Here is a 15806-nt window from a genome sequence, read left to right as displayed (position 1 = left end):
AGTTAAACTTTTATTTATGTAATCTTATATCAAATTGTTTTCCGCCAACTAGAACCTGCAATAAATGCTCCTCAAAAACATACTTATTTTCCTCATTTAAGACTTTTAATCTGTCTTTTTCTATCACTATTGTAACATTTTCTACCTGTCCCTTCCTTACAAGGAGTTTTTTGTATCCAAGCAATTCTAAGCGAAGACCAACACATGAAAAGTATAGATGCCTCCCCCAGACCTGCACAACTTCTTTTCCATCAAGATCACCATTATTTCTAATATCCAAGGTAATAATCAGATCCTGATTAGCTTCCAATTCTTCTGGTACATAAATATTCTCATAAGTAAAGCTGGTATAACTAAGACCATAGCCAAAAGGAAATAATGGATTGTAGGTCGTCATGTTTCTTGAATTATATAAGACTGGTAAATCACTAGATGATCTAGGAAATGATATTGGAAGCTTTCCTGATGGGTTGACCTTGCCTAAAAGAATATCTGCTATTCCAGTCCCTCCTTGTGTTCCTGGAAGGCAACACCATACTATGGCATCTGCTAGTTCCAGTATGTTTGCAATAACCAGTGGACGTCCTGATATCAAAACACATACAACTTTCTCCTGATTTTTCCTAAGTTTCTTTAAGAGATCCAACTGCTCCTGTGGTACACATAGCTCTGGTAAATCGCAACCTTCTTCTGCATAAGGTTCTTCAGCAATTACCATAATTGCCATATCAGCAGTTTCTTTGTATTTAGAAAGCTCTATTTCATCTTTTGCATAATCGATCTTGGAAAACTCTTTTGAATTCTTTCTAAGTGCTGTCAGCAAGGTATCTCCTGACTGAATGTCCTCTTCATTGATAATATTCCATCCCATAGTCCATCCGCCACATAAATGTCTTCTTGTGTCCGCTGCCTCTCCTACAACAAGGATTCTTTTGTGATTATCACTTATTGGCAATACTTGATCATTTTTTAACAGAACTGCTGATTCACTCACAATATGATAAGCGGTTTCTACAGATTCCGGACTCCCTATTTCCACCACCTCTGATTCTTTTCTCCCATTGAATAGGTTGAACTCCGCCTTTAATCTCAGTACTCTTTCTACAGATTCATTAATTCTTTTCATTGGGATGAGACCATTCTCTACTGCATTTATAATAATATCAATGATATCCAAATTATCCGGCACCATGTTTAAATCAATTCCGGCATTAATTGCCGCAATAATCCCTGATTTCAAAGAGTCCATAGTCATATGCCTTGTATATATTTTTTGAAGATCGGCCCAGTCTGATACTATTAATCCCTGAAAACCCAATTCTTCACGCAATAATTTTTGCATAATCCATTTATTTTTATGAACAGGAATTCCATTAAGTGAACTGCTGTTGAGCATAATCATCTTGACTCCTGCCTGTACGGCAGCTCGGAAAGATGGAAGATGAATTTCCCTTATTGTCCTTTCCGAAATATCAATTGGTTCCCTGTCACGTCCAGTGCTCGATTCTCCGTAAGCTAAGAAGTGTTTGGCACACGCCCCAAATAATTTACTTTCCTGATATCCTTTTACATACTGTTCTGTCATTTTTGCTGCGAGATATGGATCTTCACCACAACTCTCATACACGCGAGACCATCTTGGATCTCTCGCAATATCCCCATTTGGTGCAAATACAAAATTCATACCCGCATATCTAAGTTCCTTTTCAACATTTTTCGCTAACCGGTAAGCAAGGGAGTCATCCCATGTTGATACTACACCTAGATTATGTGGATATATGGTAGCATTGGATAAATAATTAAAACCATGTATTGCGTCTAGTCCTTGCAATACAGGAATCTTAAGACGGGTTTTATCCGTATATTTTTTTAGTTCATCACATACATTACGCCATCCCTCAATGGTATTATCTTTTAATATACCTGTTCCACCATAAAAAATAAAACCAACACCATATTCAATCAATACTCGTTCTAAAGCTTTCGGATTTAAGTCCTTTTTTATATAATTCCAATCTTCTTCTGCCATGTTTTCATCCCATGGCTCTTCCATCAATCTATGAATCTCAATCATCTGGAGTTGTCCAATCTTTTCTCTTATCGTCATTGCATGAATCATTTCATATAAATCTTTTTCACTAATTTGACCCATATTCAAGTTCTCCATTATCTATAATTCAAAATCCAGTCCATCTTCTGTCAGTGCACTATAATGATTGCATACTTTACATACCTCGTAATTAGACCGCTTTCCTTCTGCCAGTTCTGTTCGTATACGCACATATACCTCATCGTTCCAAATATCTATTAAATCACGTTCCATGATATTTCCCATTGTATGTACCTGACAGTAATCATTAAAACAGTATACTACATTACCTTTACAAGTAATAACTAGTAAATTCTTTGGAACAATACATGGCCTTTCCGAAATAACATTTCCACCAACTCCTTCAAGTAATCCTCCCCTATTCACAAGATTCAATTCTTTACTTGTTAAATAAGTAACTTTCTCTTTAAGGTTATCACTTATATGGTCATAAACTTTTTGAAATCTATGACCATTACCTTGGTGATTAGTTATAATAAATTTATCAACACCATAGTCATTCAGTAAAACCAACTTTTCCCTATCCAAATAATCTCCATTGGAATATAGAAAAATTTTACTATCGGGTAATTGTATTTTTGTCTCTTTCACGTATGGAATTAAATTTTTACATAGCAAAGGCTCTCCAAAGAAATGATACGAAATTCTGCCATCAAATTTTATCTTTCTCAGGCTTTCTAGTAACTTATAAAATACTTTTGATTCCATTTCCCCTTGTTCTTTTCTTTTCATAAATGAATTTGGGCAGTAAGAGCATTTACGATTACATTGTGAATTAATCTCTATTTCAACCATTCGAAACATTTTCCCCAACCTCATTATCATTTAATATAATTGTGTCCCTATTATTTAGTCGACTCTAACCAATCCTTTAAAATTCTATATTGATCTGAAGTCATATTTACGTCAGTACCAAGAGGTGTTTTGAAAAATAGTGAAAATTGACTTTGCGTTCCATAACTCTCCTTCTTCCATGCATACTGTGTTAATCGAATTAAGTCGATAACCAGTGGTGCTGCAAGGAAGGAATCAATTCCCTGCCAAGTAAATGTCATATTCATCTTTGCTCCGCCAAATCCGCTGAACAGAATATAATCCCAGGCAACTTTATTATCTCCCATCGGTTTCATATAGTCGATTCTAACTTTACAGTCCGGAGAGTAACCAAGGCATTTCTGCAATACCTGCTTTTTAGAAGCAATCTTAGTCTCTTTATTATCACCATAATCTAAAACTTTACCATCTAAGTTTCCTAAAATATTAGTTCCATACCACATTTCAACATTTAGATTACGAACTCTAAATAATTCTGATAATACAGTCTTTAATAATGTTTCTCCGGTTTTTCCATCTTTACCCGCGATAGGTACTTTCCTTTCAAGAGCAAGTTCCTCTAATGCTGGAAAATCTGCACAAATTGATGGTGTAAAATTGATATAAGGAATTCCTTCATCGATTGCACAATATGCATAAAGCTGACCTGGTGTAATATTGCATTCATTTAACTCAATGGCTCTTCTAAAATTATCAATAGATGAATGATTTTCATTCATTCGAATAGTTGCTTCTGTAGAAGCAAGGTTAACCATAATGCAGTCATCGTTTCCCTTAAATGCTAACAATTCTTTTTTAATATGATCTACTGCTTCCGCAAGGTTGTTGCAATTTTTTCTCGATTCACTTGTACCAATATCCTCTATAGCAGTTCCACCATTAATACATACACCCTTAAATACCTGAACTTCACTTAAACACTTCTGTACTTCTTTATCATACTGAATGTGAAAAATGTCATTTTGGTCTCCAATAATTGCAGATTCAACCATCCCCTCTGCTCTAACATCAAATCCACCAAATTCAAAACTGTTGGTATCTATTAAAGGAATATCTTTAAATAACTCTGTATTGGTAAGTAGTGCGTCAACCTGAGTTCCATTAATTTTACTTTTAAAAATTCCTGTCATAGTTACTGTTGAAATTCCGCCTTTAACACCAATAATACAAATTTTCATTTTATTTACCATTCCTTTCGCTTCGCTCAAGGCACAAAACGTAATAAAAAAGCTACTTGCCAGGAGCTGATTATAGTTAAGCAATAACTCCAGTTCTGTCATACCTGACTTTTATTTGTAATCTTCCCTTCGGATTTTAGGCACATTTCCAGTTGATTCCTCCCTTTTTTTCCTCTTCTCACCCCCCTATGCCCAACTGCATTATCTGCCAATGGATATCTATCAACAGTTCTAACCATCATATTCGTTCCTTTTGTCCAGGAATTGTGTGAAATGTCCGAATCAGCTTGCTACTAACTGTTGCTATGGATTTGCATTTTCACGTACAATTTGGGGCCAGAGTTTTTTATCTAGTCCATATTGATTCAGAAAAGCATAAACACATCTCTCCAAACCAAATGCTGCACAACTTGAATTAATCACTTTTCCATTGTTTGTAATATGAAATGATCTGCCAAGGAAATCTTTGTGATTGTTGATCGATCCTATTGCAACCTTGGAAGAATTCCCGTTTAATCTTGCATTTACTTCAGTTTTTAATCCGAAAGTTCTTTGAAATGTGCTTTGAATTGAGAATTCCTCCACAAAAAACGGGTCGTTTGCGGATGCTAAGTAATAGTTCATTCCTATCTCTTCAAACAAAAGTTTTATCTTCTCGGTTACATTCTTTATGTATTCACTTATCATTTCCTCTGTACCTAAGCAAATGATTTCCCTCATTGTAAAATCTCTGAGTCTCTCAAGCGTTCTCATACTTTTGGATTCATATCTGAAACATTTTCCTTCAGCCCCTATAATAAGCGGTTTATCCGTAAGATTTAAATCCCTATTTTTATACTGGGCATAGGTATGAAAACACACCGCAGAAGAATTAATCATATCTGTTTGAAAATGACTTCCTAATCTACTCATGTCAACATCTGACTCTATTGTCTTTGCCTGCTCGGAAAAATCGTCAATCAAATTCATATCCTCATTAAGCCTAGAAACGAAATTAAGACTTTCTGGTCTTGAAGATAGATACATTATATTTTGCATGGTTTTAATAGGAATCAATGTCGGATATTTATACTCTACAGCACCAAGTTCTTCTCCCATCTTTTTAATCTGATCTGAAAAGTAGGATAGTAACTCCAGGCATACTCCTGAAATCCCCACAACTGTTAATGCTATTCTAAAATTGGTTCTTTCCAATGTTAGTTGAAATAAACGAAAAAACATGATAAAATAAATAAAAATCAAACAAAAGAAAAGAGATTATACCATGGATAAGTTTATTAAACAATTAGATCCAAACTTAGACTATATTAATCATGAAATAAATGATGGCAAATGCTATATAACGGTAGCTTCCAACCGCAAAGAAGTAACATGTCCATTTTGCGGCCGGCCATCATCCAGGATACATTCCACCTACAACAGAACTTTTCAGGACCTTCCAATACAAGGTAATAAGGTATTTATTATTATACGTAACAGAAAAATGTTTTGTGATAATCCTGATTGTAGTCATACTACTTTTGCAGAAAGATTTGATTTTATTTCCTATAAAGCGAAGAAAACCCGTCGTCTTGAGGATGAAATTGTACGACTGTCAATAAATTGCAGTTCCGTTGCAGCATCAAAAGCTCTAAAGGAAAATGTTGTGGATATCGGCAAAAGTACAGTTTGCAATCTCTTAAAAAAAAAGAAACACCGGTTGTTGACAAAAAGACAGTAACAGCTGTTTGCATTGATGATTTTGCTATTAAAAAGCGAAAAAGCTATGGGACAATTATGATAGATATTTTTACGCATCAAATACTTGATATGATTGACTCAAGGGATTATGAGACTGTTTGCGAGTGGTTAAAAACATATCCAAATCTTCGTGTGATATCAAGAGATGGATCTGTTATCTATAATAATGCAATTGCAAATGCACACCCGGAAGCTTTACAAATAAGTGACCGTTTTCATTTACTGAAGAATCTGACTTCCTATATAACAGAGTATCTAAAAAAGAGATTAAAGCCGCAAGTTTTAATACAAGCTGTCAGTCAGGAAACTAAAGAGATAAAAACAATAAGACAGGCAGATGAAAACAGAAAACTTACATTGAAAGAAAAATATGAAAAGATAAAACAACTCCTATTAGAAGGAAGATGTAAAACAGAAATTTGCCGAAGCTTAAATATGGATGTACGAGCTTACGATAAGCTAATGGCAATGACGGCTGAAAAAAGGGAAAAGTCATTCCAGACAAAAAAGATGATCATACATGAAGAAAGAGTAAAGCAAAAAATGGAACGTGTAAATGAGGTGCGGGAGTTAAAGAGAATAGGTTTGAGTAATAGAGAGATATCCAGGCGTACCGGGCTTAATAGAAAAACAGTTAGCAGATATCTTGATGAAAACTTTAATCCGGTCCATGCTGCCTATGGCAAAAAGAGAAATGGGAAGCTGACACCATATATAAAAGCGATTGACGAATACCTTGAGAAAGGGATTATGGGTTCATATATTGAGGAAAAGATACGCGAAATGGGATATGAGGGTTCATCATCAACTGTGCGGGATTATATAACAGACTGGAAGAAGCGGAGAAAAAAATATTACGATAAAAGTAGGGAAAATGGGACAAAAACAGAAACAATAAAAAGAGAAAATATATTAAAGCTATTGTACCAACCAATAGAAAAAGTAAAAATAATTAGTAAGAAACAATTTGAAATGATATGCAAAGAATATCCGTTTTTTAAAAAGATATACAAAATAACATGGGAATTTAAGAGTATGCTAACTGATAAAAATATTGATGTTTTGGATAAATGGATGGAGGGAGCCAAAAATCTAAACATACCGGAGATAAACAGTTTCATAAATGGGATTGAACGAGATATGGAGGCTGTAAGGAATGCGATAAAATATGAATATAGTAATGGGCTTGCAGAAGGGTGCATTAATAAACTGAAGGTAATAAAACGAATTATGTATGGCCGTTGTAGTTTTGAAACACTAAAAAACAAAATTCTCCGGCTCGAAAAAATGAGGTTATTCAACTAACATTGGAAAGAACCCTAAAATTGTACCACATACCGGTAAAAAAATAGGCCACCTTAATCAAATTTTCCTGTATGATTATGTTGACAAAGCATTATCGTACAGGAGGAAAGGATATGATTAAGATGGCACAGTTAGAGGATATCAGAAAAATGTACTTTATGGAAGACCTAAGTATAAGAGAAATAAGTCGAAGAACTGGAATACATAGAGATACAATCTCGAAATACGTTTCTATGGAAGAACCAAAACCACCAAAATATAAGTTAACTAAAGAACGTAAACATCCTGTATTAGGTCCATACATTCCTTTAATTAAACAGATAATAGAAGAGGATAAAACCAGACATCGCAAGCAACGTCACACAGGAACAAAAATATTTGAAATACTAAAATCAGAAGGCTTTACAGGTGGATATAATACTGTAATGGACTATCTTAGGAAGGAATATAGAAAACCAAAAGAGGCTTTTCTACCACTGGAATTCGAATTAGGAACTTATGCAGAAGTAGATTGGACAGAAGCATATTTTTATCTTAAAGGCAAGGAGACTAAGGCACATATTTTTGTAATGAAGCTTAGAGGTTCGGGCGGTTTTTATGTAAGGGCATATCCTTTTGAAAAACAAGAAGCTTTCTTTGATGGGCACATCAAATGTTTTGAGTTTATGAACGGTGTACCATACAAAATAGCATATGATAATTTGAAGACAGCAGTAAAGAAAATACTTAAAGGCAGTAAAAGAGAAGAGCAGGAGCAGTTCATCTCCTTACGTACCCATTACCTATATGAATCCACTTTTTGCCGACCAGCAAAAGGGAGTGATAAAGGTGGCGTAGAAAATGCAGGTAGAGAGGCTGTCCGAAGGTTTTTCGTTCCCTACCCTGAGGTTGATTCCTTTGAGGAATTGAACGAATATCTGCATAAAGAATGTGTTAAACTTTTGGAAAAGAATCCAAAATGGGAAGCTGAACGGGCTGCATTGAGGCCATTGCCATCGGTAAGGTTTGATGGTGCAAGGTATAAAGAGGCAAAGGTAAATCGCTATTCTATGGTGCAGTTTGAAACAAACCGATACTCTGTTCCCACGATATATGTGGGAGAGAAAGTTACTGTTAGAGCAACAGCAAATGAAGTAAAAATACTATACAAAGGAGCAATAATTGCGAGCCATCCCAGGATATATGGCCGGAATCAGGAGCATATAACACTGGATCACTATCTGGAACTACTACTGCAAAAATCCCGTGCATTAGGCAACACAAAAGTATACAAGCCCCAAACTATGGCACCTATTTATGAACAGTACCGCCGGAACTTAAATGCCAGAAGTCCAAAAGGTAACCGAGAATTTGTAAGAATACTTATGCTGCACAGGGATTATCCTCCTGCGTTAGTGACAGAAGCCGTTGAAACTGCTATGGCATACAATGTATATGGTTATGACGGTGTATTGAACATATTGGGGCAGCTAATGGTTTCAAATAGGCCTAAGATAAATCCTATCAGAAAAGACAAGCTTCAGAATATCCCGGATGTAGTCGTAATACCCCCTGACCTTAGCAAATATAGAGTTCTCATGTCAGGAGGTGGACAATAATGCCGGTTAACAAAATGCTAATCGAAGCTTATTTGAAAAAGCTGAAAATGCCTCAGGTTGCAAAAACTTATGAATCCTTAGCAAGAGAAGCAGCGGACAATAATCTGGATTATGAAGAATACCTGTTATGTGTACTAGAGCAGGAAGTACACCAACGGGAAAACAATCGGATCCAGAGAGGAATACGACAAGCGAGCTTTCCGGTAATCAAAACCCTTGAGAGCTTTGACTTTCTTGCTATACCATCCCTTAATAAACCAAAGGTACTTAAACTTATGCAGGGAGAATATATCCGAAAAAAAGAAAATGTCCTGTTGATAGGCAACTCTGGAGTTGGTAAAACCCATATTGCAATTGCTCTTGGTTATGAGGCATGCCGACAGGGCATGAAGGTAAAGTTCTACACTGCAGCCGGTTTAATTAATGAACTGCTTGCAGCTCAGCAGGAATATCGTCTCAATAAACTTGAAAAACAATGGCTGGCACCGCATTTAGTGATTTTAGATGAATTAGGCTATGTACCTTTCAGTAAAGTCGGGGCAGAATTGCTCTTTCAGTTTTGTTCTTCCCGATATGAGAGAGGTAGCCTGATTATAACAACGAACTTAGAATTTCCAAAATGGACGGAGGTGTTAGGCGATGAACAAATGACAGCTGCCTTGCTTGACCGATTGACCCATAATGCACACATACTGAACATTAATGGGGAAAGCTACAGGTTTAAGCAGGCTCTTTCGAAACAGACAGATATTAGTTAATTTTTTATGAATTGGTGGCCTGATTTTACTCCGGTAACTGACCTAAATTTTTATTGACATTTACATTAAAGAATAAATTCTTATAACCTTAAGTTTGTAGTGCTATTTTTTGTTTTGTGCAGGAGGTTCAAGACTTAAAGATAATATTATTTTGGGATTATTATTTAAAAATGAAGCAAATGTATATTGTTTTGGATGATTTTTGATTTTAGTAGTGAAAAACAGAATTTAATATGATATTATGAAAAAAGCAAATACCTATCTATTGTAAGAAGCGAAATAATCTCTGGCGAAAAACTTTGTATAAGTTGATAAGCCAAATTATTAGAACCACCAATTTTAGTATAATTACCTTTTACTTCTCTTGCTAAAGCTGCAGTCATTTCAAATTCTATTGAAGCTGTAAAAGGGTCAACATTATACCCCGATATTAAAATCTGATTATCAGTTAATATAATCAAGTGCATTGCTAAGTGTTGTTTTAATTGGGAGTATAAATAATTCTGTGTATCGGATTTTATGCAATCCTTCTTAAGCAAGTAATTTCAAGGTTACAGAATATACCTCCGAATCACCTTTTCATTATATATTATTGCCGTTCTTGTTAAGTTTTGTGCATAAATTTGGCAATAATTGTTTAGAATGGTATATCCCAACCTTTTTCCACCACATTCATACAAGCCAAATACAACATCTTTTTCAATGAGCTGTCAGTTGGAAACATTGTTTTTAGTTTTGTAACCTCACGAAACTGGCGATTCAGTCCTTCAATGGTGTTTGTAGCGCTATCACGATATCCGCATAATTATTTTTTCGGCATAAGTAGTGTAGATATTTTTCGTACTTCCTCTGGAAATTTGAAAAAGGGGCCTATAACATTCCAGTTGTTTTCCTAGCTGCGTATTGCAAGTGGGTATTCTTTCCCCCATTTATCTTTTATATAGCGAATTGCGTTCATAAAAACAAATGAGTGTACTGGTTCTAATGGTCTTTATTGCGACTCTTTGATTTCCGGAGCAATTCTATCAGTAATCCTACTGACCATCTCATCTGAAATACTGAACCCATAAAGTTCTTCAATTTGTTCACTTGTATCTCTTGTAGACATCCCCCTAGCCTATAAAGCTATAACCTTTCTATAATACCAGCAACATTACGCTTGTATTTTGGAGCAATTTTAGGTCGAAATTCTCCTTTCCGATCTCTGGGCACTTGAATATCAACTTCCCCAAACTCGCTCTTTATTGTTTTTGGTGTATAACCATTCCGACTATTGTCCGTATTCTTGCCCTCGATATCATCTTTTGCATACCCCAATTTAGTTTCAAGTTCTGCTTCAAGCAGCTCCTGAATAATATCTTTAAAAATATCTTTCAGATACGAATTAATATCTTTCACACTCTGGAAATTATTCCCCTGGACTAATTGCTTTACCTGCTCTTTTGATAGCGTTGACATAAATATCTCCTCCTTGGCTTTTGTTATTTATAATTCTTGCCAAGAAGGAGACATTTAATCTTTCTATACATAGGATTTGTCATATCATCAAATACTTATCTAAATAGCAATGATACATCAGTCTTTATCTAATGGACTGAATTTTTAAATCACTCGCACCATTTATTCCGCTATACAAATAGAAGAATTTTTTTCTCTATTGATTTTCTATAGTCGACAGCAATTATTCATACAATTTATAAAGATTATTTTCACTTCCGCCAAAATACTCTCTTAATTCTTTAATATGATGAAAATGCGAATCTAATATATCTTCCAAAGGTTCTTCGAAAGACACGTAGTGTTTATCGTAAATTTCTATCAATTTATCTGTAGCATCAAGAATTATTTTTAATTTTTCTATTTGTTCAGCACTTAAGGATAGTTCTTCTTTTTCCCCCATCAGCGTTTTCACTTCGAGAAAAAAACCTGCTATAGGAAGCGTTCCTAGACTTAAATTCGACATCTGAAAATTTGGCTCTTTGTATATTTCTACAAATTCAAGACTTCCATACATCCATTCATAATCTGCACAATAATCCTCAAATGCCCCATTTAGATCATCAAATGTTATATAGAAATTATCAGCCTCCCTATAAGTAATTGATTTATTAATAATTATTTTTTCTAGGAGGTCTCTTGATATATACTTCAGTCCACCCATCGTACTTTTATAATCGCTCCCAATAAAATTATATGCATAACGTTTATGATTGGAGTAATTATATGAATACCTATACCACATAACGCAATTAAATACTACAGATACAAGCAAGCAAGCAATCACAATGATTCTGTATGTAAACAACACCTTGTTTTTCACATTACACCCCTTTCTACTACTACAGCCGTCAGTACATTCTCCAATTATTATTGAATACCATTTTGTTGTAATATTCTATCCGCCTTTAAATTCAACAGTTTTCTGATTCAAATATATATTATTTTTTAAGATTCCTCAAGGCTATTAACCTTTTTTTATGAATTAATCCCGAATCTTCATCTTTAGGTCAACTACCTGTTGGTATCATAAGGAACATATGCACATTGAACATTATACTCAGTCACAGTAGAAGAATTCCCGCTAAATTTCACAGCATATTTCCAATTAACTGCTGCTACCGTACTTTCGTTCCTTATTTGAGTATTATCTGCAGTAAGTACGGTAATGAACAACTCAAGTCTATTAGAACTACAGCATAAATAAGTGTTACTATTTGAAAGTTCATACCTCATCACCGCACAGTCTTGTCCAAGCGAACTATTTGCATCCTGCTGAATCAATTTTGCTTCTGGTTCTCCAAAAAGGCTGCTAGCAATGTTAAGAATTTGATAAGCATATCTGGTATAAGGATTACTTTCTGCTACCATACCTAAAACGCTCCAAACCGCACCTCCGTAATTTCGATTCGATCCTTGTAACAATTGATATCCAAGTCTTAAGGACTGCATTCTTGTATTGTCCCCAGCAGCAACTGTACACTGAATTCTTCCATTTGACTGACTACTACCTTGAAGTTTAAAAAAATGTGCATTGTGATCATTATTTATTACTCCATTCTCACGTGCACTTTGAACAATTCTTAAACTAGATGTCCATTCCGTGGTTCCCGTGTTTGGAACATCGTTGATATAGCCTTCAAAATATGTAAAAGCCATGAATTCGTAAGTTACATACCCATAATCATAACTATACCTTAAGACAGGTGTTGCCACATTATAATACCCATTACTTGATGATCTTAATGTATTAATCATCTTTGATTCAGATATAGTAGCTTGTTTTAACTTGTTTGCAGTATCTGAATCCAGTTCAGGAAACATACTAGGTTCAAAAGGGATTTCGCTCTTTTCAGGTTCTAAAGCTTTAACAAACCAGTATTTGTCATTTACACCTTCAGCCACTTCAGTACATTTCAAATCAGAAGCATTAATTCCAAGTTTGTTCAGTTTTTCTTGAAATGCAAATACATTACCTTCCTTGTCTCTTAAGTACAAAATAAAGCACTTTTTTGTTTTTAACTTTTCTGAAAACAATACATCATCTTCTTTTGTACTATTTTTAATTTCAAAATATAGTACCTCATATTTGCTATTATTCTCACTTAAAGCACCAACATAACTCTCAACTTTCTTTTTATTTTGTTTATATCCACTAATAAACATCTTCCCCTCAAAAAGAACAGTAGTTTTTTGATTTTGATCATTTACTGTTCCGGATATTACTATATTGTCTTCAGCAATATCGCAATCATCTATATCAAGTGAAACCGACTGAACGCTATCAGTTAGCTCCCAAGATGAAAATACTTCCTGTACATCAGCCGCGTTGATTTTGTACCCCTGAATTGATACATTGCTCTTTGCAGCACTAATAATGCCTGAAGAGCACATCAACATACAGAATATAAGCATAAGTGATACTATCTTTTTCATAAGTATATACCTCCTTGTACAATTAATATTGTATTAAATCAGTGACCGAAGCCACTGTTCGACCCATTAAAATTCATTGTTAACATAACACTTCAAACTTCATTCTTTTCTAAACATCAAGCACATCATCCGGCTTCACATCTTAGCCATTTTGCCAGCAACTGTTGGCCTGAACCTTGACAATCATGTATAATATCTTCCGGACTTGGAAGGTGAGTGTTTCACCTCCTGGGACGGACCTTAGCGGGCCGATTACCCGTAAGAAAGAGTATTTATCCATTCCGGTAAGTCTACATGATTTGGCTGGTTGAGGCCAGCTCTTTGGCTGGTTCCTCGTGTCACATGCAAGGTTGTTTGCTTACATGGGAAGGAATGGAGGCTTTTAAGTCCATTAATCTTAAAAAGGAGGCATTTTAATGAATTTCAGACCCATTGCAGGAATTGATGTGGGTAAGTTCTTCAGTGAAATGGCGATTCTTTCTCCTACCAATGAAGTGGTTGCCCGCATGAAGATTCACCATGATTCCAATACCGACGTTGAAAGAGCCGTTGAATTGCTTAATAAAACGGAAAAAGATTTTGCTTCAAGGCCTTTCATAGTCATGGAATCCACCGGGCACTATCACAAAATCCTTTTCCATTCACTTTGTAAAGCTGGATTTGAGGTTTCGGTAACAAACCCCATCCAAACTGATTCTATCAAAAATATTGGAATCAGAAAAGTGAAAAATGATAAAGTGGATGCCCGGAAAATTGCCCTACTCTATAGATTTCAGGAACTTAAGTCAACCAACATCCCCAATGAGGATATTGAGTGCCTAAGGAGCCTATGTCGCCAGTACTACAAACTGAGTGATGAGCTTACCGCCTACAAAAACAGGCTTACCGGTATTGTTGACCAACTCATGCTTAACTTCAAGGATGTCTTCTCCAATATATTTTCAAAGGCTGCTATGGCTGTCCTGGAGGAGTATCCTACTCCTGCCCATATTCTTAAGGCTGACAGGAACAAGCTGATTTCACTGATTCAGAAGAAATCCCGCAAAAGCCTCAAATGGTCAACTGCCAAGTATGAGCTTCTGGTCTCCAAGGCCAGAGATTTTGCACCTCTGAGCATTCATAATGCCTCAAATGTTATTATGCTGGGCGTATATATCTCCATGATCAAAACCTTGGAAGAAAGCCTGGAGAAAGTCCTTAAGTCCATTCGTCTACTGATTGCTGAAGATATGGCGAAGGATATGCCCATGCTGGCATTGACGCTTGAACTCTTGCAGAGCCTGCCAGGTATTGGCCTTCTTACTGCTGCCACCATTCTAGCAGAAATCGGCGATTTTTCCGCTTTCTCTAAGCCGGGAAAACTGGTTGCTTACTTTGGCATTGACCCCTCTGTGATGCAATCCGGAGAATTTACCGGCACACGGAATAAAATGTCCAAGAGAGGTTCCAGGCTACTTCGCAGGGTTCTTTTTACAACTGCTCTTGCCAATATCCGAACTAAGCGGAATAAAGAGGCTTGCAACCCTGTATTACTTGAATTCTACAAGCAAAAGTGCCAGAGCAAACCTAAGAAGGTAGCTTTGGGAGCAGTTATGCGTAAGATCATCATTTACATCTTTGCTGTTCTAAGGGACAGAAAACCGTACCAGTTACGCAGTCCTCAGGAACATGCTCAGATGTTAGCAGCAAAGCATATAGCAGCTTAGCAGTACTTGCACTTGATGTTTAGTTTCCAAGGATCAGTATTTCATTTTAGACCAGCTATTTTATGTCTACTTCGTAAAGGTGGTCTTGTTGTTATGCATTTTTTCTATGTCAGGAGTTTTCAAAAATTCATAAAGCTTTTTCTTAAAAACTCTTGACTTTAATTAGCTGGTCTTTCTATCAATATGTAAAAACCTTCCACTAATAGTAGTGTATCAATTAAATTTTAATATGTCAATACTAAAATTTAATATTGGTAATTTGAAGCTTTAAAAACATATAAAACATGCTAGACAAGAGAAAAAATATTTATATACTTTACATCCATCCTGTCTCCTCAACCCTATGAAAAATACTCGTTATCTATTCTGTCAACTCAACCCTATCTATTTTTGAGTTAAATTTCACTCAAAAAATACCCCCTCGATATGTTCCCATGTACGTATTTTGGACCTTTAGGTTGAGTAGACAACTTGGATGTACTTCCGGAAACCTAGTAAAATAAAGGCTTACAGCCGCGATAGAGTAGAGCAGTGGGATTGCCACCGCCCCCTCATCAAACCGTACGTGCGGTTTTCCCGCATACGGCTTTCCGATATTCTTCTTCCTTCAGCATTCAGCCGCAAATACTTGCTAGTCCTGCCTG

The 15806-nt window shown here is 35.7% G+C and carries 12 protein-coding genes and 1 pseudogene; 5 read left to right on the top strand and 8 right to left on the bottom strand.

The annotated features are described in order from the left end of the window. Positions 1 to 10: 10 nt before the first annotated feature. The 5 genes from EFD62_RS00065 to EFD62_RS00050 form a co-directional block, all read right to left on the bottom strand. The gene (locus tag EFD62_RS00065; protein WP_027621452.1) at positions 11 to 2152 is read right to left on the bottom strand and encodes a glycoside hydrolase family 3 protein; all 2142 of its coding nucleotides are present in this window, start codon (positions 2150 to 2152) and stop codon (positions 11 to 13) included. Between the two features lie 18 nt (positions 2153 to 2170). Beyond that, a complete protein-coding gene (locus EFD62_RS00060) occupies positions 2171 to 2905 on the bottom strand; it encodes a radical SAM/SPASM domain-containing protein (RefSeq protein ID WP_162149306.1) in 735 nt (244 codons plus the stop codon). Between the two features lie 50 nt (positions 2906 to 2955). Next, positions 2956 to 4224, bottom strand: a complete 1269-nt coding sequence (locus tag EFD62_RS00055) for an inositol-3-phosphate synthase (protein WP_128705496.1) — start codon at positions 4222 to 4224, stop codon at positions 2956 to 2958. Then, positions 4221 to 4364 (bottom strand): hypothetical protein, encoded by a 144-nt coding sequence (locus EFD62_RS17405; RefSeq protein WP_155522872.1) that lies wholly within the window; start codon positions 4362 to 4364, stop codon positions 4221 to 4223. Before EFD62_RS17405 ends, EFD62_RS00055 begins: the two co-directional genes overlap by 4 nt. A gap of 61 nt (positions 4365 to 4425) precedes the next feature. Continuing rightward, positions 4426 to 5220, bottom strand: coding sequence for an aminoacyl--tRNA ligase-related protein (locus tag EFD62_RS00050; protein ID WP_162302492.1), 795 nt, complete (start codon positions 5218 to 5220; stop codon positions 4426 to 4428). A 166-nt stretch (positions 5221 to 5386) separates the two neighbouring features. Here EFD62_RS00050 and EFD62_RS00045 point away from each other — a divergent pair, with 166 nt between their 5' ends. From EFD62_RS00045 to istB, 4 genes are all read left to right on the top strand, one after another. Further along, entirely contained in the window at positions 5387 to 5842 is a 456-nt protein-coding gene (locus EFD62_RS00045) for an ISL3 family transposase (RefSeq protein WP_069193157.1), read from the top strand. Next, positions 5791 to 7167 (top strand): ISL3 family transposase, encoded by a 1377-nt coding sequence (locus EFD62_RS00040; RefSeq protein WP_128705494.1) that lies wholly within the window; start codon positions 5791 to 5793, stop codon positions 7165 to 7167. Before EFD62_RS00045 ends, EFD62_RS00040 begins: the two co-directional genes overlap by 52 nt. A gap of 113 nt (positions 7168 to 7280) precedes the next feature. Beyond that, entirely contained in the window at positions 7281 to 8765 is a 1485-nt protein-coding gene (gene istA, locus EFD62_RS00035) for an IS21 family transposase (RefSeq protein ID WP_069194788.1), read from the top strand. After that, positions 8765 to 9523 (top strand): IS21-like element ISCth9 family helper ATPase IstB, encoded by a 759-nt coding sequence (istB, locus tag EFD62_RS00030; RefSeq protein ID WP_069194787.1) that lies wholly within the window; start codon positions 8765 to 8767, stop codon positions 9521 to 9523. Before istA ends, istB begins: the two co-directional genes overlap by 1 nt. Before the next feature lie 637 nt (positions 9524 to 10160). Here the strand turns inward: istB and EFD62_RS00020 are convergent. The 3 genes and pseudogenes from EFD62_RS00020 to EFD62_RS00010 all read right to left on the bottom strand — a co-directional run bounded on the left by EFD62_RS00020 (position 10161) and on the right by EFD62_RS00010 (position 13456). Further along, positions 10161 to 10981: pseudogene (locus EFD62_RS00020) on the bottom strand (transposase). Positions 10982 to 11204: 223 nt separating this feature from the next. Next, positions 11205 to 11843, bottom strand: a complete 639-nt coding sequence (locus tag EFD62_RS00015) for a hypothetical protein (RefSeq protein WP_235832512.1) — start codon at positions 11841 to 11843, stop codon at positions 11205 to 11207. A gap of 191 nt (positions 11844 to 12034) precedes the next feature. Next, positions 12035 to 13456, bottom strand: a complete 1422-nt coding sequence (locus EFD62_RS00010; protein WP_069194790.1) for a hypothetical protein — start codon at positions 13454 to 13456, stop codon at positions 12035 to 12037. A 416-nt stretch (positions 13457 to 13872) separates the two neighbouring features. Between EFD62_RS00010 and EFD62_RS00005 the strand changes: the two genes are divergently transcribed. Further along, positions 13873 to 15162: an IS110 family RNA-guided transposase gene (locus EFD62_RS00005; RefSeq protein WP_069194791.1), complete on the top strand. Its 1290-nt coding sequence runs from the start codon at positions 13873 to 13875 to the stop codon at positions 15160 to 15162. The last annotated feature ends 644 nt before the right edge of the window (positions 15163 to 15806 follow it).

Origin of the sequence: Acetivibrio mesophilus, from assembly GCF_004102745.1 — a bacterium.
GTDB lineage: Bacteria > Bacillota > Clostridia > Acetivibrionales > Acetivibrionaceae > Hungateiclostridium > Hungateiclostridium mesophilum.
The sequence above is the reverse complement of the archived record's forward strand: the minus strand, read 5'-3'. Positions and strand labels throughout refer to the sequence as shown.